Here is a 16,621-nt window from a genome sequence, read left to right as displayed (position 1 = left end):
CATTCCATGAGTCCCAAGCTGAAGAATCTGAAGGCGGAGGCGGTCATCCTCCCCGTGCTCGGCCTCCTCGCCGCGCTGTTGTTCTGGTATCTGCTGAGCGTCACCGTCTCCCCCGCGCTGCCGAACCCGGCGGCGACGTGGCAGGAGTCGAAGCTCTACGTCCTGGAGCCGCTCACGAAGCGGGGCGAGGTCGACCAGGGGATCCTCCTCCTGACGTGGTACTCTCTCGTCATGGTGGCGAAGGGCTACGCGCTCGCCCTCGTCGTCGGGACGCCGATCGGGTTCTGCCTCGGCCTCTCCCGGCGGTTCGCCCAGGCCTTCGACCCGATCATCCAGATCCTCCGGCCCGTCTCGCCGCTGGCGTGGCTCCCGCTCGGGATGGTCCTCTTCCTCTCGACGGGGCGGATGGCCCTCGAATGGGGGGCGCTTTTCACCATCGCCATCTGCGCCATGTGGCCGACGGTGCTGAACACCGCCGTCGGCGTCCGGGCCGTCCCGGTCGATTACCTCAACGTGGCGAAGGTGCTGAAGCTCTCCCCCTCGAAGACCCTCTTCAAGGTCCTGATCCCGGCGACCCTTCCCTACATGTTCACCGGCTTCCGCCTCAGCCTCGGCATCGCGTGGCTCGTCATCGTCGCCGCCGAGATGCTGACCGGGCGGCCCGGCATCGGGAACTTCCTCTGGCAGGAATACAACGCGCCGAACTACGCCCACATCATCCTCTCGATCCTCACCATCGGCCTCGTCGGCTTCATCCTCGACCGGATCATGAGCGTCATCGAGCGGCGCTTCAAGACCATCTAGCCATGCCCCCCCTCCTCGAACTCCGCAACGTCTCCAAGGGCTTCGGCGGCCGCCCCGTCCTGCGGGACATCGACCTCGCCGTCGAGGACGGGGAATTCCTCGCCATCGTCGGCTACTCCGGCGCGGGGAAGACGACCCTCATCTCCCTCCTCGCCGGGCTCCTCCTCCCCGACACCGGGACGGCCGAGATGAACGGCCGGGCGATCACCGAGCCCGGCCCCGAGCGGGGCATCGTCTTCCAGAACTATTCCCTCCTCCCGTGGCTCACCGTCTCGGAGAACATCGCCCTCGCCGTCGACCAGGTCTTCCCGCAGAAGACGGCGGAAGAGCGGGCCGCCCACGTGGAGAAGTACGTGAGGATGGTCGGCCTCTCCCCCGCGCGGGAACGGCGTCCGGCCGAACTCTCCGGCGGGATGCGCCAGCGGGTCTCCGTCGCCCGCGCGCTGGCGATGAACCCGCAGATCCTCCTCCTCGACGAGCCCCTCTCCGCCCTCGACGCCCTGACCCGGGCGACCCTCCAGGACGAGATCGAGAAGATCTGGGAGCACGACAAGAAGACCGTCGTCCTCATCACGAACTCGGTCGACGAGGGGATCCTCCTCGCCGACCGGATCATCCCGCTCACCGCCGGGCCGGGCGCGACCCTCGGCCCCGCCGTGAAGGTCGATATCGAGCGCCCGCGCGATCGCAAGGCCCTCAACAACGATCCCCGCTTCAAGGCGATCCGCCAGGAAGTGATCGAATACCTCCTCGGTCCCGGAGGCCGCCCGAAGGTGACCCTGGAGAAGAAACTCATCCTTCCGAACATCGAGCCCGAAGACCTCTCCCTGCCCCGGAAGCCGTTCACCTTCGGCCGCCAGCCGAAGCGGCCCGACGAGAAGAAGGTCGAGAAAATCGAAACCTCCGCCTGATTTCCCCATGATGATCGACGACGCCTATCTCGACCTTTCCCAGATCACGAAAATCTACCCCACGCCGAAGGGCGAGGCCGTGATCGTGAAAGACTTCAACATGACGATCCGGAAGGGGGAATTCGTCTGCCTCATCGGCCATTCCGGCTGCGGCAAGTCGACGATCCTCTCGATGGTCGCCGGGCTCAACGAGCCGACGGCGGGCGGGATGATCCTGGCGGGCCGCGAGCTCGTCGGCCCCGGCCCCGACCGGGGGATCGTCTTCCAGTCCCCCTGCCTCCTCCCGTGGCTCACGGCGCGGGAGAACGTCCTCCTCGGCGTCGACCAGGTCTTCTACACCGCCAGCCGGGAGGAGCGGCATCAGATCGCCGAGTATTACCTCACCCTCGTCGGCCTCGGCGAGGCGATGGACCAGCGCCCCGCCGCCCTCTCCCAGGGGATGCGGCAGCGGGTCGGCATCGCGCGGGCCTTCGCCCTCTCGCCGAAGATGCTCCTGCTCGACGAGCCCTTCGGGATGCTCGACGGCCTGACGAAGTTCGAGCTCCAGCAGGTCCTCATCGAGTTGTGGCGGAAGGACAGGAAGACCGCCCTCATGGTGACCCACGATGTCGACGAGGCCCTATTCCTCGCCGACCGGATCGTGATGATGACGAACGGCCCCGCCGCCGAGGTCGGCGAGGTGATGGAAGTCCCGTTTCCCCGGCCCCGCGACCGGAAGGCCGTGATGGAACACCCCGATTACTACACCCTCCGGATGCAGCTCATCACCTTCCTGGAAGAGAGGGCCTATCGGGGGCAAAAACCGTCGGACCATTAGAAAACGCCGTCTTGTTCTTCCCCCTCGAGTAAGCTAGCTTTCCTTCATGCACACGACGCTGCCCTTTTTCGCCCTGCTTCCCCACGGCATGGAGTTCTTCTGGATCTTCATCCTGTTCGTTCTCCTCTTCGGCGCGAAGAAGCTTCCCGAACTGGCCCGCGGCCTCGGCAAGAGCCTCGGCGAATTCAAGAAAGCGAAGGACGAGTTCGATCGCGAAGTGAAGACCTCGATCCATGAGACCCCGGCGACCCCCGTCACCCCGGCCACCTCGGCGGTGCCTCCGGCCCTCCCGACGCAGCAGACGATCCAGCCTCCGGCGACCCCTGCCGAAGTGAAGAAGGACGCGCACTAACCGCTGCGGTTCCCTGGCACAGGGACGCGTGATTCCTCCCAGGCGCGTTAGAAACAGCTGAGTACCGCCTTCCGAAGGGGCATCGCCTTTTAGATCGAAGTCACAGTTCCTCCTACCGCCTCTGACGGGAGAGGTTCAAGGAGGGGCGAAGCCCGCTCCTTGGCGTTAAAGCGGGTTGCCTCCAGCTGTACAGGGAAGCGAAGCGATTCTACCCTGCCCCGAAGGGGATGCCCCTCAACTTCGCGCCCCCTTCGACAACTGATTGGCCAGAATCCCGTTCACGATCAGCTGGAGCGGGTGATAGAGCATGATCGGCAGGAGGATCAGGGAGAGATCGGGCCGCGCGCCGAAGATCAGCGCGGCCAGCGGGACGCCCATCGCCAGGGTCTTCTTCACCGAGCAGAAGTAGGCCGCGATCGTGTCGGCGCGGTCGAATCGCAACGCCTTGCAGAGTCCCCATGCAAGGAACGAGATCCCGGCGAAGAGCGCGATCACGACGGCGATGATCTGCACGGTGAGGAGGGAGCTGTACTTGCTCCAGATCCGTTCCGCCACCGAGTCGCAGAAGGCCGTGTAGACGATGCAGAGGATGACGGCGTTGCTGATCCGGGCGGCCCACGCCTTGCGCGGGTCGAACCATTCGCGCAGCCGGGGCCGGAGGGCGGCGCCCAGGCTGAAGGGGATCAGCGTGAGGAGGGTGATCTTCAGCAGCAGCGGGCCGAAGGGCGGCATCGCCCCGTGCCCCGCGCTCTGCATCAGCCAGTGGACGAGGACGGGGGTGGCGAAGACGCCGAGGAGGTTCGAGAAGGCGGCGTTGAAGAGCGCCCCGGCGGTGTTCCCTCCCGCCGTGGTGGTGAAGACGACCGAGGTGGAGACGACGGAGGGAAGGACGCAGAGGTAGAGGAAGCCGCTGCGGATCGCCATCGGCTCCGAGGTCCAGAGGCGGGGAAGGAGGGCGTCGAGCAGCAGGCCGACGAGGGGGAAGAGGACGAAGGTGAAGCCCTGGATGACGAGGTGGAGCCGCCATTGGCCGAGGCTGTTCCTGATTTTCTCGAACGGAAGGGAGAGGCCCTGGAGGAAGAGGATCAGGGCGACGCCGACGTTGTTCAGGATCTCGGGATGGAGGAGGCCGTCGCGGGAGCCGGGGCCAGGCACGAGGAAGGCGACGACGACGGCGAGGCCGAGTCCCAGGACGAAGCCGTTGCTGCGCACCCAGTGGACTTTGGCCTCGGCCATAGCGGCTTTATTTGGAAGCCTATTTGATCAGGTCGAGGGCCGGAACGAAGGCCCCGGGCTTCAGCACGAGGCTGAGGCGCTGGTATTCCTTGATCGTGAAGGGGACGACGGCCCAGTAGGGCTGGTCGTCCTTCTTCAATTCGACCCACAGGAGATAGTTGCCGGGAGGGAACTGGGCATTGGCCTCGAGGTGTTCCCAGCGGAAGCGGCCCCGGTGGTCGACGGGGAGGGATTGGATGAGGTTCCGCTTCGGGATGTCCTGGAGCTGGGCGACGTAGGAGGCGCGCTGGTCGACGATTCGGGTGCGGGCTCCCTCCGTCTCGACCTTCGCGTTGGCGAGCTCGTCCCGCAGGGGGGCGGCGTCGGCCTCGGCGGCGGCGACGTCGGCGGCCGCCTTGTCGACCCGGACGCGGATCTCGTCCATCTTCGGGGAGACGGCCTTGCGGATCGCGGCGGCCTGCGCCTTGATCGCCGTGCGGCGCTCGTCATAGCCCTTCTCGTAGACGTGCCATTCGGCGAGCTGCTTCTCCAGCCACTCGCGCTCTGCCACCGGCTTGATCGGCGCGGGGGGATTGTAGAGGGCGAGGCGGAAGGCGTTCGCCCAGACGTCGGGGGAGCGGAGGGGGTTGGCGTCGGGATTGAGCGTGAAGGGGAGCTTGATCGCGGCGGCCCGGTCGACGAGGGATTGGATGAAGGCGTCGGTCTTCGCCTGGTATTCGGCGTCGAGGGCCCCGCCGGTGTTCTTCCAGACGGCGTCGGCCTCGTTCCGCGCCCGGTCGAGGATGGCGGCGACCTCGGCATTGGCCGCGTCGGCTTCCTGCTGGTAGAGCTTCTTCCGCTGCTCGACGACGGCGAGGTCGCTCGCGATCCGCTTGAGGTTCAGCTCCTTCTCGGCGAGGTCGCGCTCGAAGGGGGCGCGGGCGGAGCGGAACTCGACCCGCAGGGCCGAGATGTCCCCGGAGAAGTCGCGGATGATGGCGACTTTTTCCGGCAGGAGATAATCGGGGGCGACGATGATGCCCTGCATCTGGGTCTGCCGCAGGTAATAGACCGCCCCGTAGGCGAGGCCCCCGATCAGCGCGATGGCGAGGATCCAGCCGAGGATGCGGGAGACGATCGGGGGGATCCGCTTCTTTTTCTTCGGCGCGGAGGCGGGCGTGACGGGAGCCGGGGAGACCGGGACTTCGGCGGTCGAAAGGCCCGGGGTCGGAACCGGGGTCGACGGGCCGGCGGGGATCGATGCGGCGGTTTCCCGCGTCGTGCGGCTCCGGGAGAGAAGGGGGAGGGGAAGCCGGGACTTGGGCGGCGCGGGCGAGACCGCGGCGGGAGGAGCCGGGGCAGGCTTCACGGGCTCGGGCTTCACGGGCTCGGGCTTCACAGGCTCGGGCTTCGCGAGCGCCGCCGGAGGGGGCGTGGGGAGGGGCGGAGGGACGGCCTTCGTGGGAGGCGGCGTCAGCGAGATCGGCGCGGGGGTCGACGGGACGGCGGCGCGGGGAGGGAGGGAAGGGGGCGGCGCGAGGGGGGAGGGCAACGTCGGCTTCGGCGCGGAGGTCGGGGGAGGGGTGACGGGAGCCGGTTTGATCGGCTGGGGGGTGGGCTGGTCGGGCGTGGACATCGTGGGGGCCTAGGCGGGGGTGACCGTCTCTTCGGCGAGGTAGGCGCCCAGGAGGAGGAGGCGCGGGGCGTTGCTTTTCTTGGAGGAAAGAGGGGAGCCAACCAGGGCGGCGCGGAGGCTTTCCTCGAGCTGCGGGAGGGGCGCGGGAGCGGCGCCCTTGGTTCCGATCTCGAGGGAGACGAGGGCCGCTCCGTTCTTTTGGATCAGGAGGCGCGCGCGGCGGGCGCGGCACCAGGCCGCGAGTTTCGCCGTCGAGGTCTTGGCCTGCCCCAGCCGGGTGGCGAGGAAGAGGAGGCGGGTGCCGGGAAGGAGGGCGGTCGAGGCGGGTTCCGATTCGCGGCGGGTGAGGAGGAAGAAGGGAAGTTCGGCCTTCTGCGTCTTGGCGTCGGCCTTGCCTTTGCCCTTCCCTTTGCCCAGCGGGATGGCGGGGCTCAGGACGATCTCGCCGCAGACGTAGAGGTCCTTGGCGATGGCCTCGCCCGAGGCGAGGAGGCTCTCGGGGCAGAACAGGGAGAGGGTGAGGCGGCCGGAGGCGGTCTCGCGGATCAGGGCCTGCGGGCGGGGGACGGCGCGGTAGTGCTCCTCGACGCCGAAGCGGGAGCAGGCGGCGAGGAGGGGGGTGTGGTGGTCGCACTCGTCATGGGTGCCGTCGCCGTCGAGGTAGCCGATGGTGAGGGGCGATTGGCGGGCGCGGGAGCTGGAGAAGATTTCCCGGTAGATGGCGCGGAGGCTGGCGGCGGAGAGGGGGCCGGGGTTCTCTCCGATGAGGAGCCGGAGGAGGCTCTCCTCGCGGTTCGCGTCGAAGGAGTGGTTGTGGGTCTTCTGCTCCCGTTTCATCGCGCCGATCCGGGTCGAGACCTCGAGGCGCTTGTTGAGGAGGGCGACGATGCGGCGGTCGAGCGTTTCGATCTCCTTGCGCAGGGGGGTGAGGACGGCGGGGTTGGCGGACGGGGCGGGCATGGGGCCTAGGCGGAAGGATGGGTCTCGTCGGTTCCGGTCGGGACTTCGGGCGCGATTTCAACGACGGTCTCGCTGATCTCGGCGCTTTCGGTCTCGGGATCGATGACGGTCTCGGTGATGGTTTCGGTCGCCGTCTCGGGTGTCAGGTCGGGTTGGACTTCGGTGGCGGCGGCGGTTTCCGCCTCGGGCTTCGCCTCGCTCTCGCTTTCACTTTCACTCTTGGCGGGAGTCTGGACGGGGAGGGGGATTCGGCGGAGCTCGTCGGCGTTCGGCAGCTCGTCGAGGGCCTTCAGGCCGAAGGTTTCGAGGAACTCGGGGGTCGTCTCGTAGAGCAGGGGGCGGCCCGGAGCCTCGGAGCGCCCGGCGAGCTTGATGAGGCGGCGCTCGAGGAGGGTCGAGACGACGCCGTCGATGGCGACGCCGCGGACGGCCTCGACATCGGCGCGGGAGATGGGTTGGCGGTAGGCGATGATGGAAAGAGTCTCCAATGCAGGCTGACTCAGCTTCGCGGGCCGGGTTTCATCGAAAAGCTGGCGGACCCAGGTGGCGGTCTCGGGCCGGGTGCCGAAGCGGAAGCCCCCAGCGATCTGCTGGAGGTGGAGGCCCCGGGAAGGGACGGCGGTGGCGTACTCCTCCTTCAGCTGGACGATGACGTCGAGGATCTGGTCCTCGGTGACTTCCTTGAAGAGATGGAAGTCGGCGCCGTGGGTCTCGTTGCTCCGGGTGAGGATGTTCAGGAGCTGCCGGGCGGTGAGGGCCTTCGACGAGGCGAAGATCAGCGCCTCGACGACCTGGCGGAGGTCGGCGGGAACGGGGCCGGAGGGGGTGAACGTCTCGGACGAGAGGGGCAGGGAGCCGGGATCGGGCGTCGACGCGGCATCGGCCCCGTCGCTCTCGGGAGCCGCGGCGTCGATATCGAGGACGGTATCGGTATTGGCAGGGATGTCGGATTCGGGAGGGAGGACGTCGTCGGTCATGGCGCTTCGGCTTCGGGTGGAACGGAATCGGGGACGGAGGAATCGGGAACAGGGTCGGGAATCTCGTCCTCGGCGGAAGCGGGAGTCGGCTCAACCTCGACGGCGTCCACCCCCGGCTCTTCCTCGGACGGAGTGGGAGTCTCGTACACCGGGGCGGCTTTGACGAGTTGAATCTCGCCGAAGACCTCGTCCTGGACGGCGGTGATCTGATGGAGGCGGATGAGCTCCAGCAGGGCGAGGAAGGTGACGACGATCTCCGTCCGCCCGGCGTCCTCGGGGAAGAGGTCGCGGAAGAGGATGCGCTCCCGCTGGGAGAGGAGCTGCTGGACGTGGATGATCTTGTCGCTGACGGTGAATCGCTCCTCCATCACCGTGTAGCTCTCCTGCTTCGGCTGGAGGCGGGCGAGGACTTTCTGGAAGGCGGTGATCAGGTCGAAGATCCCGGCCTCGACGCCCTTCGCCCCGGCGGCCTGGAGCTGCTCGTTGAGGCTCTTCGGGTTGAAGGCGGGCTGGAAGATCTTCTCCTGCGTCGCGTTCTGGATCTCGAGCTGGTGGGCGGCGTCCTTGAACTTCTTGTATTCGACGAGCTGCCGGATGAGTTCCCAGCGGGGATCCTCCTCCTCGTCCTCCTCCAGCGGCGGCTGCTGGTCCTGCGGGAGGAGCATCCGGCTCTTGATGTGGAGGAGCGTCGCCGCCATGACGAGGAATTCCCCGGCGACCTCGAGGTCGAGGAGCTGCATCAGGCGGAGCGTGTCGAGGTACTGCTGGGTGATCTTCTCGATCGGGATCTGGTAGATGTCGATCTCCTCCTTGCGGATGAGATAGAGGAGGAGGTCGAGGGGCCCCTCGAAGACGGGAAGGCGGACCTTGAGGTCGAGCTCGGCCTGGACGGGGGCGGCGGCGATGTCGGGCGTCTCGGACATGGCGATGGGATCAGAGGATGCCGACGGCCCGGCGGGCCTTGGCCAGGGTTCCCTCGGCCAGGGCGCGGGCGCGGCGCGCGCCGTCGGCGAGGACGTCGTCGATGATCTGCGGATCGCGGGCCAGCTCGGCGTGCTTCTCCCGGATCGGGGCGAAGCGGGCGTCGAGCTTCGCCAGCAGCTCCTTCTTGTAGTCGCCGTAGCCCCGTCCGCCCTTCTGCATGTCGGCGATGTAGTTCCCGGTCTCCTCCTTCGTCGAGACGAGGGCGTGGAGGGCGACGAGGGTCGAACCCTCGGTCGGCTTCGGGTCGGCGACGGCGGTCGAGTCGGTCTTGATCCCCATGACGGCCTTGGAGAACGCCTTCGCGTCGCCGAAGAGGTCGAGGGTGTTCTTGTAGGACTTCGACATCTTCTGCCCGTCGGTCCCGGGGACGACGGCGACGGTCTCGGCGATGTCGGGCTCGGGGATCGTGAAGACGGGATCGCTCTTCGAGCCGTACTGCTCGTTGAACTTCATCGCGATGTCCCGCGCCACCTCGATATGCTGCTTCTGGTCCTTGCCGACGGGGACGGTGTTCGCCTGGTAGAGGAGGATATCGGCGGCCATGAGGACGGGGTAGGCGAAGAGGCCGTGCGAGGCGGCGAGGCCACGGGCCGTCTTATCCTTGTAGCTGTGGCACCGCTCCAGCAGCCCCATCGGGGTGACGCAGGAGAGGAGCCACGCGAGCTCGTGGACCTCGGGGACGGCGCTCTGGCGGAAGAAGATCGATTTCTTCGGGTCGAGGCCGCAGGCGAGGAAGGCGAGGGTCACCTCGCGGACGCTCTGCCGGAGGGCGGCGGGGTCGGAGACGCTGGTGAGGGCGTGGTAATCGGCGACGAAATAGATCGGTTCCGACGCCTTCGCCTGCCAGGCGATGGCCCGCTCGATCATCCCGAAGTAGTTGCCCAGATGGAGCGCCCCCGAGGGTTGGACTCCCGAAAAAACACGCATCGGGGGAGAATGCGAGAGGAGGCGGGGCTTGTCGAGTTTTGACGCGTTTTTAAGAAAAAGGCTTTTGTGGCGCGGGAATCCCGCTATCGTCCTTTTCTCCTATGGAAACCACGTTGATTTTGTTGAAGCCCGATTGCATTACCAAAGGGCGCGCCGGTGAAGTGATCAAACGCTTCGAGGCGGCCGGTCTCAAGATCCGCGGCGTGAAGATGATCGCCCTGAGCGAGGTCGTCCTGAAGGAGCACTACGCCCACATCGCGTCGAAGCCTTTCTTCCCTGAAGTCCAGTCGTTCATGCAGGGGAGCCCGGTGATCGCCCTCGCCCTCGAAGGCGAGAACGCCATCGGCCAGGTCCGCGACCTCCTCGGGCCGACCGACTCGAAGAAGGCCGCCCCCGGCACGATCCGCGGCGACTTCGGCGTCGACGTCATGGTGAACGTCGTCCACGCTTCCGATTCGCCCGAGAACGCGAAGCTCGAGCTCGCCCGCTTCTTCAAGGACGGCGAAATCTTCGACTACGCCCGCGTCTAGTTCGGACGCTCAACCTGGCGGCTTGCGCGAAACGATAGTTGTTTTACACTATTTAGCTTTCCCATGTTGGTTACCCTCCTCAAATCGAAGCTTCATCGCGCCGCCGTCACGGGGGCGAGCCTTCATTATGAGGGGAGCCTGACGATCTCGGCCGATCTGGCGGAGAAAGCCGGATTCCGCGAATACGAGCGGATCCTCGTCGGGAACATGGCCAACGGGGAACGCTTCGAGACCTACGTCATCCTCGGCGCGGTCGGCGAGGGGCGGATCGAGCTCAACGGTGCGACCGCCCACCTCGGCAAGATCGGCGACCGCCTCACGATCATGGCCTTCGCCCAGGTCGACGAAGCCGATGCCCCGACGCATAAGCCGAAGGTCCTCGTCCTCGACGAGAAGAACGCCATCGTCCGTTCGGAAAAGTAGCGCGTCTGCTCTGAATCGACGTTCAGGGAGGGGACCCGGGTTGGCGGTGAATGCTCCTTCGGGACCGGGCAGAGACCCTGTACAGGTGGATGTAACCCGCACGTATTAGACGACGCAAGAGGGGCTTTGCCCCTCCTGGACCTCCCTGTCTGATAGGCCTGAACTGTTCGGAGCGGCACCGCATTAGGCCGCCCGCTTCGGATAGAAAGGGTCCGCTAGTTCCCCTGTCCGCTTGGGAGGAACTATGCCTTGGAGTGCTGGCGGAGCTTTCTTTTCCCTGATTTCCCCCTTCACTTTCCCTTCATTCTGCCGAAAAGAGTGTGGGGAGGGGAGGGCTCCGTCGTGTTTCCGGTGGGTTGGGACTTGCCAAGTCGAGAGGACTTGCGCACTCTCTCTGAGTCGGAGACAAGGGGATCGGTTAAAAAATACGTAGAATTACGTAAAAATGCAAAAACAAGGGCAACATCGGATGAATCGGGGTTGGACGCTTTCCTTGCGGGAAGTGGCCCTTCGTCTTTTAATGGTCGGCCTCGCCGCCTCCTTCGCCGGCCCGCTCCCGCTCCAGGCGCAATCGACCGTTCCGCCCCCGACCCAGCTTCCCCAGACCCCCCAACAGGCCGCCCAGGTGCCGCCCCGCGGCCAGATGTCCCAGGGCCATCTCTATCCGAAGAACCTCGCCCAGCAGCTCCTCGGCACCCGCATCCGGGTGAACCAGTCGGCGGGCCTCCGGATGATCAACGGCTTCCCCCCTCCGGCGACGGCGGCAGGGACCCTCGACGTCTCCTCCCTCCTCACCTCGAGCTTCGACGGCCTCGAGCTGGCCCCCGGCTTCCACAGCATCACGATCACCCTCGCGAAGCCGATGCCGGTGAACCGCGTCGCCTTCGTCAACATGGAGGCGACCGGCACCTTCAACGTCCTCATCGGCGCCTCCGACCCCCAGCTCCAGCCGACGCCCCCCACGAAGCAGGAGAACGCCCTGGCGGGACCGAGCATGGTGAACTACGCCGTCTTCCAGCCCCAGATGGCGAAGTTCATCCAGATCGAGTTCCGCGTCGTCCGCCCCGGCCGCATCGCCCGCCTCGGCGTCTACGGCCTCGCCTCGGCGCTCGACTTCGCGGTCCGCGTCGGCGACGAGAAGAAGGACGGCCCCGCCGTTCCGCCCGCCCCCGGCGGCCTCGCCGCGACGCCGAAGAGCGGCGCCCCCGGCGGCACCCCCGCGCTGCCGCCGACGAAGGAAGTCTCCGTCGACATGGCGAACATCTCCTCCGGCACCCGGGTCTCCCGCGTCAGCTCCGGCGCGAAGGGCTCCGAGCCGAACCAGATGATCGCCGACGCCCTCGGCTCCAGCTACACCTTCAACGCCGCCGACCCCGCGCCGACGGTCGACCTCGACTTCAAGGGGAAGCGGAAAGTCTCCAGCGCCTCCATCGTCATGGCGGGGCCGCCTGCCCGCGTCGAGCTGATCCGGGCCTCCCCGCCGCCGCCGGTCACCCCCTCCTCCGGCATCGCGACCGTGACGCGCGTCAGCGGCGTTGTCGAGACCCTCTCGATCGACGGCACCGGCCAGTCCCCCGCGAAGCCGGGCGACGTCCTCCTCCCGGGCCGCGTCCTGCGGACCAGCTTCAACTCCTCCGCCGAGCTCGACATTGACGGGAAGTCCCTCCTCCGCGTCGGGCCGAACAGCAGCGTCACCCTCCGCATCGGCACCGCCGCCGGGGCCGAGGTCAGCGTCCTCCGCGGCACCGTCCTCTGGCAGGTCTTCACGCCGGGCGGCGGCGGCCGCCTCATCACGCCGTCGTCGGTCGCCACGATCACCGGCACGACGATCATCGCCGAGGTGAAGCTCAACGGCGCCAGCACGATCAGCCTCCTCGAGACGAGCCGCGCCGACGGCGTCCAGGTGAACTCGACGACGACGGGCGAGACCTACACCCTCCACCCCGGCGAATCGACCTCGATCGGCTCGGGCGGCGCGGCGGGTGCGGGCGGCTCGAACCTCGCCGTCCAGCCCTTCGTCATCCAGAAGGCGTGGGATCAGAGCCCCGTCGGGGCCGGGGCCGGTCCGCTCCGCAACGGCGTCGACCAGGTCTTCGTCCCCGGCGGCATCGTCCCCACCCCGCCCGATGAGGGCGAGGTCCTCGCGACGACGACGACGAAGGGAGGCTTCTCCGAGGCCAAGCTCGACTTCGCCGGGCAATCGCTCGACGGCGTCCGCGTCCGCATCACCCCGCTTCCCGGCGGTCCCGCTGACACCCCCATCACCGTCGTCAGCGTCGGCGTTTCCGGCCAATACCAGGTGCAGGATCTCGACTACGCCTACCAGGGCCGCAGCGTCGCGACGCTCGCCGCCGCGGAGACCGCAGCCGGTCTCAACAACCCGAATGCGAATCCCGCGGGGAACCCGGCTCTCGCGGCGAACGCTCCCGGAGCCACGGGAACGCCCGCAGCGCCGGGCGCGAACGGAGCGCCCTCGACGCCCGGGAATACGGCCAACTCGGCGGCAGGGACTTCCGCTTCCGCGGCGGTGGTCGCCTCGGCGGGAGCGGGGACGCCCGGCTTTGCCGCGGTTCCCGGCCCCACGGGCGCGGGTGCCGACTCGACTGCCGGAGGCAGCGACGACGGGCGGACCGTCGCGCAGGTGGCCGAGCAGGGCGGGGTCGATGGGACGGCCGGAGAGCCGGTCCTGAAGGGCGAAATGATCCCGCAATCGTCGGTCTATCACGATCCTTATTCCCTCTATAGCGCGTGGGAAGACCCCACCCAGGCGTCCCTTATTCTGCCTGTCAACCTTCCCACCGTGCCGTCGGCGGTCAGTAATTGAGAAATAGTTAATGCGTTTAAGTCATTGACAGGGGATTTATTTCTTACACTATTCACCGTAAAATCCCGCTTTTCGCCGTGTACCCGTTTCGGATTTCCATGCCGCTTTCACGCGTTCGCCCCTCTCATCGGGTGTGGTGCGGGGTCGTCGGGATTTTCTTTTTGGGTGCCTTCCCGAATGGCAAGGCCCGGGCGCAGGAACTGACTGATCATCTCCCCGCCCCCCAGGTCCTGATTCCGCGGACCAATCTCGTTCCCGCCGACGCCAATTACACGGCGGTGACGCCCCGGATGATGAATCCCAACGTCCCGCTGCGCGGCGACGGGAATGTCGCCGCTCCCTCGGTCTCCCCCTCCGGCGGCTCGTCGGCGACGGCGACCGCGAAAAAGCCGAAACGCGATTCGATGTCCTCCGTCTACGACGCTCCGCCCGTGGCGGCCTCCCCCTCGGTCGGCAGCACCGGCTCGACGCCCGGGAACGCGGCGGGTACCGATCCCGCCACGGCCCGGCCCGGCACGACCTCGACCGCCGCCAATGGAGCCACCGGCACCAACGGGGTCAAAAAAGCCGCCGGAACGACGCCGAAGACCAATTCCAACGTCGCCTCCGCCCCCTCGGGTGCCTCGCCTGCCGACAATGCGCTCCCGGGCGCCTCCGACGCGGCGTTGATGGATTCGATGGGGACCGACCTCCACCTCGAAGGCCCCGGCCCGCTCGTCATCACCGATACCGATAGCCCCCCCTCCGCCAGCCCGAAGACCGCGACGCTCGGCGGCAAGGCCCCGGCAACGAACGACGACGCCCCCCGGATGCGGGCGGCGGTTCCCCAGGTCGCGGGGGCGCAGCCCAATTTCCGCTCCACGATGCCCCCGCTGCGCGCCCCCCGCCCGCCCGACCAGGAGTATTACAACATCAAGGCGGGGCCCGCCCTCGTCCGCCTCAACGCGGGCATCCGGGCCGAGTTCAACGACAACATCGCCCTCTCCAACACCGACAAGAAGGCCGACTTCGGCATCACGCCCGGGACGACTCTCAACCTCAAGATCCCGCTCACCGTCGTGAACGGCGTGACGACGAACCAGATCAACCTCGACCTCGGCATCGCCTACACCTACTGGCTGAAGAACGGTGGCTCGTTCTCCCCGCTCTCGACGCTGAACATGAGCCCCGGATCGAGCCTCTCCTTCAGCATCCTCGCGGGAGACGACGTGGTCATCACCCTCTTCGACAACTTCGGCTTCCAGTCGGCCCCGATCAACGTCGTCGACGTCCAGGGGGTGAACGCCTTCGAGGTCTTCGAGAACACGATGGGCCTCAACGCGGCGTGGGACCTCGGCTACATGACCCTCAACGCCGGGTACGGCTACGGCCTCTCCATCCATCCCCAGCAGGAATTCGGCGGCCTCGACAACCAGAGCCACAACTTCTCCCTCGCCGGGACCTTCGTCCTCTCGGAGTCGACGACGGCGGGCGTCTCCGCGACCCTCAACCGGACCGAGTTCACCGACACCTCCGACCCGAATTCGACCATCGGGATGGGCAAGGACAATTTCTGGAACATGTCGCTCGGGCCGTTCATCACTCACCGGATCTCCGATTTCATGTCGATCTCGGCCACGGCCGGTTTCAGCCAATACATCTTCGACACGCAGCCCGACCCCGGCACCAGCCTCTACTACTCGGTGATCTTCCAGCACAAGCTCAACTCGGTCGTCTCCTACACCGTCCAGGCGGGCCGGAGCACCCAGCTCGGCACGTCGAGCGACCTCCTCGACACCACGACGGTCGCCTTCCGTCCCAGCTACCAGTTCCTCCCGAACTGGACCATCGGGAGCGACTTCTTCTACCAGAACGCCCACGCGGTCGGCGGCTCCAACAGCGGGGAAGACATCGACCGTTACGGCCTCGGCGTCGGCGTCACCCACGCCTTCGGCGACCGCCTCTCCGGCTCGGCCACCTACCGCTACACGTGGAAGGACTCGACCATTCAGTCGAACGAGTATCAGCAGAATCTGCTCACGTTCAGCGTCGATTATGCGTTTTAAGCGGAGCCGGAAATCCGGGGGAGGGGAGGGCGCGGGAGTCCTGCCCGCGATCGTTCTCCTCGGTTTCCTCTGGCTGGAAGCGGGCGGCCTCTCCCTCCGGGCCGCCGATCCGGCTTCCCCCGCTCCCGCCCCGGCCCCGGCCCCCTCTTCTCCGGCCGCCCCGTCCTCCTCTCCCTCCCCGGCGGCTTCCTCGACCCCGCCCCCGGCGATCTCCCCCCTTCTGCCGACGATGCCGTCGAACCGGCCCTCGCTCCCCTCGGGCCGGTTGAACTTCGGCGCGCTCCGCGATCCTTCCTCGCCCCTTTCCCTGATCCCGATCCCGACCGTCGGCGGCGACGGCACCCTCACCCGCATCCCGCTGCCGAAGGACGCCGAAGCCAAGGCCCAGCTCGACGCGCTCGACGACAAGACGAGCCTCGGCGCGGGCGACCAGTTCACCTACCAGGTGATCGAGGACCGCGATCCGCCGAAGCGGCTGACCGTGAACGAGCTCGGCGAGGTCGACGTCCCCTACCTCGGCCGCGTCAACATCTACGGCAAGACGCCCCGCCAGCTCGCGCTGAGCCTCAAGGCCTCGCTCGAAAAGGAGCTCTATTTCCGCGCCACCCCCCTCATCCTGATCGACGACATCGCGCAGAGCCGGGGGGCCTTCTACATCTACGGTCAGATCCGCAATCCCGGCCAGCAGAGCATCGCGCCGAAGACCGGCACCCGGATCAGCCGCGCGATCCTCAACGCGGGCGGCCTGACCGACACCGCCGACAAGACCCGGGTCACCATCCTCCGCAAGGAAATCGACGACCAGGAAAAGACGATCACCCTCGACATCACCGACATCCTCGACCAGCCCAACGGCCCCTCCGACATCCTCCTCCGCCCCCAGGACGTCGTGACGATCCCCGTCCTCGCCGACGCGAAGCGGGCCCGCATCCTCGTCCTCGGCCGGGTCAACTCCCCCGGCGAGCAGATCCTCCCCCCCGCCAACGCCGATCCGCTCAACGTGAGCCGGGCCATCCTCCAGGCGGGCGGCTTCGCCCCCTTCGCCGACCGGCACAAGGTCCGCATCCTCCGCCAGAAGGAGGGAAGCGTCGACCGCGAGGAGATTTTCGTCGATGTCCTTGAAATTCTCGAGAAAGGGCGGGACGATCTCGACATCCCCCTGCAGGCCAACGATCGGGTGATCGTAACCCAGAAGGTCTTCAATTTCTAAAGCGGC

At 67.1% G+C, this 16,621-nt stretch carries 13 protein-coding genes and 1 pseudogene; 8 read left to right on the top strand and 6 right to left on the bottom strand.

The window, feature by feature from the left end:
- Positions 1–6: 6 nt before the first annotated feature.
- The 3 genes and pseudogenes from ntrB (at position 7) to BLU04_RS00775 (ending at position 2,884) form a co-directional block, all read left to right on the top strand.
- The gene (gene ntrB, locus BLU04_RS00790; RefSeq protein WP_093280989.1) at positions 7–804 is read left to right on the top strand and encodes a nitrate ABC transporter permease; all 798 of its coding nucleotides are present in this window, start codon (positions 7–9) and stop codon (positions 802–804) included.
- Positions 805–806: 2 nt separating this feature from the next.
- Positions 807–2,532 (top strand): annotated as a pseudogene (locus BLU04_RS17205) (nitrate ABC transporter ATP-binding protein).
- Positions 2,533–2,578: 46 nt separating this feature from the next.
- Positions 2,579–2,884, top strand: a complete 306-nt coding sequence (locus tag BLU04_RS00775; protein ID WP_197672988.1) for a twin-arginine translocase TatA/TatE family subunit — start codon at positions 2,579–2,581, stop codon at positions 2,882–2,884.
- A gap of 234 nt (positions 2,885–3,118) precedes the next feature.
- Here the strand turns inward: BLU04_RS00775 and BLU04_RS00770 are convergent, their stop codons facing one another.
- The 6 genes from BLU04_RS00770 to trpS are packed head-to-tail and all read right to left on the bottom strand — an operon-like array spanning position 3,119 to position 9,583.
- On the bottom strand, positions 3,119–4,120 hold the full coding sequence (locus BLU04_RS00770; protein WP_093280981.1) for a bile acid:sodium symporter family protein: 1,002 nt from the start codon (positions 4,118–4,120) through the stop codon (positions 3,119–3,121).
- Between the two features lie 19 nt (positions 4,121–4,139).
- A complete protein-coding gene (locus BLU04_RS00765; RefSeq protein ID WP_093280979.1) occupies positions 4,140–5,735 on the bottom strand; it encodes a hypothetical protein in 1,596 nt (531 codons plus the stop codon).
- 9 nt (positions 5,736–5,744) lie between these two features.
- The gene (locus tag BLU04_RS00760) at positions 5,745–6,695 is read right to left on the bottom strand and encodes a chorismate mutase (protein ID WP_093280976.1); all 951 of its coding nucleotides are present in this window, start codon (positions 6,693–6,695) and stop codon (positions 5,745–5,747) included.
- Positions 6,696–6,700: 5 nt separating this feature from the next.
- The gene (gene scpB / locus BLU04_RS00755; RefSeq protein ID WP_093280974.1) at positions 6,701–7,672 is read right to left on the bottom strand and encodes an SMC-Scp complex subunit ScpB; all 972 of its coding nucleotides are present in this window, start codon (positions 7,670–7,672) and stop codon (positions 6,701–6,703) included.
- Positions 7,669–8,595, bottom strand: a complete 927-nt coding sequence (locus tag BLU04_RS00750) for a segregation/condensation protein A (RefSeq protein WP_093280972.1) — start codon at positions 8,593–8,595, stop codon at positions 7,669–7,671. The genes scpB and BLU04_RS00750 overlap by 4 nt, the downstream gene beginning before the upstream one ends.
- Before the next feature lie 10 nt (positions 8,596–8,605).
- A complete protein-coding gene (trpS, locus tag BLU04_RS00745) occupies positions 8,606–9,583 on the bottom strand; it encodes a tryptophan--tRNA ligase (protein WP_093280969.1) in 978 nt (325 codons plus the stop codon).
- A gap of 101 nt (positions 9,584–9,684) precedes the next feature.
- Between trpS and ndk the strand changes: the two genes are divergently transcribed.
- The 5 genes from ndk to BLU04_RS00720 all read left to right on the top strand — a co-directional run bounded on the left by ndk (position 9,685) and on the right by BLU04_RS00720 (position 16,615).
- Positions 9,685–10,113, top strand: a complete 429-nt coding sequence (gene ndk, locus BLU04_RS00740; RefSeq protein WP_093280965.1) for a nucleoside-diphosphate kinase — start codon at positions 9,685–9,687, stop codon at positions 10,111–10,113.
- Between the two features lie 63 nt (positions 10,114–10,176).
- On the top strand, positions 10,177–10,536 hold the full coding sequence (gene panD / locus BLU04_RS00735) for an aspartate 1-decarboxylase (RefSeq protein ID WP_093280963.1): 360 nt from the start codon (positions 10,177–10,179) through the stop codon (positions 10,534–10,536).
- A gap of 520 nt (positions 10,537–11,056) precedes the next feature.
- Positions 11,057–13,360, top strand: a complete 2,304-nt coding sequence (locus BLU04_RS00730) for a FecR domain-containing protein (protein WP_157895003.1) — start codon at positions 11,057–11,059, stop codon at positions 13,358–13,360.
- A 98-nt stretch (positions 13,361–13,458) separates the two neighbouring features.
- On the top strand, positions 13,459–15,405 hold the full coding sequence (locus BLU04_RS00725; RefSeq protein ID WP_157895002.1) for a hypothetical protein: 1,947 nt from the start codon (positions 13,459–13,461) through the stop codon (positions 15,403–15,405).
- Positions 15,395–16,615, top strand: coding sequence for an SLBB domain-containing protein (locus BLU04_RS00720; protein WP_093280957.1), 1,221 nt, complete (start codon positions 15,395–15,397; stop codon positions 16,613–16,615). Before BLU04_RS00725 ends, BLU04_RS00720 begins: the two co-directional genes overlap by 11 nt.
- The last annotated feature ends 6 nt before the right edge of the window (positions 16,616–16,621 follow it).

The sequence above is a fragment of the Verrucomicrobium sp. GAS474 genome (assembly GCF_900105685.1).
GTDB lineage: Bacteria > Verrucomicrobiota > Verrucomicrobiia > Methylacidiphilales > GAS474 > GAS474.
This window is presented reverse-complemented; position numbering and strand designations above follow the sequence as displayed.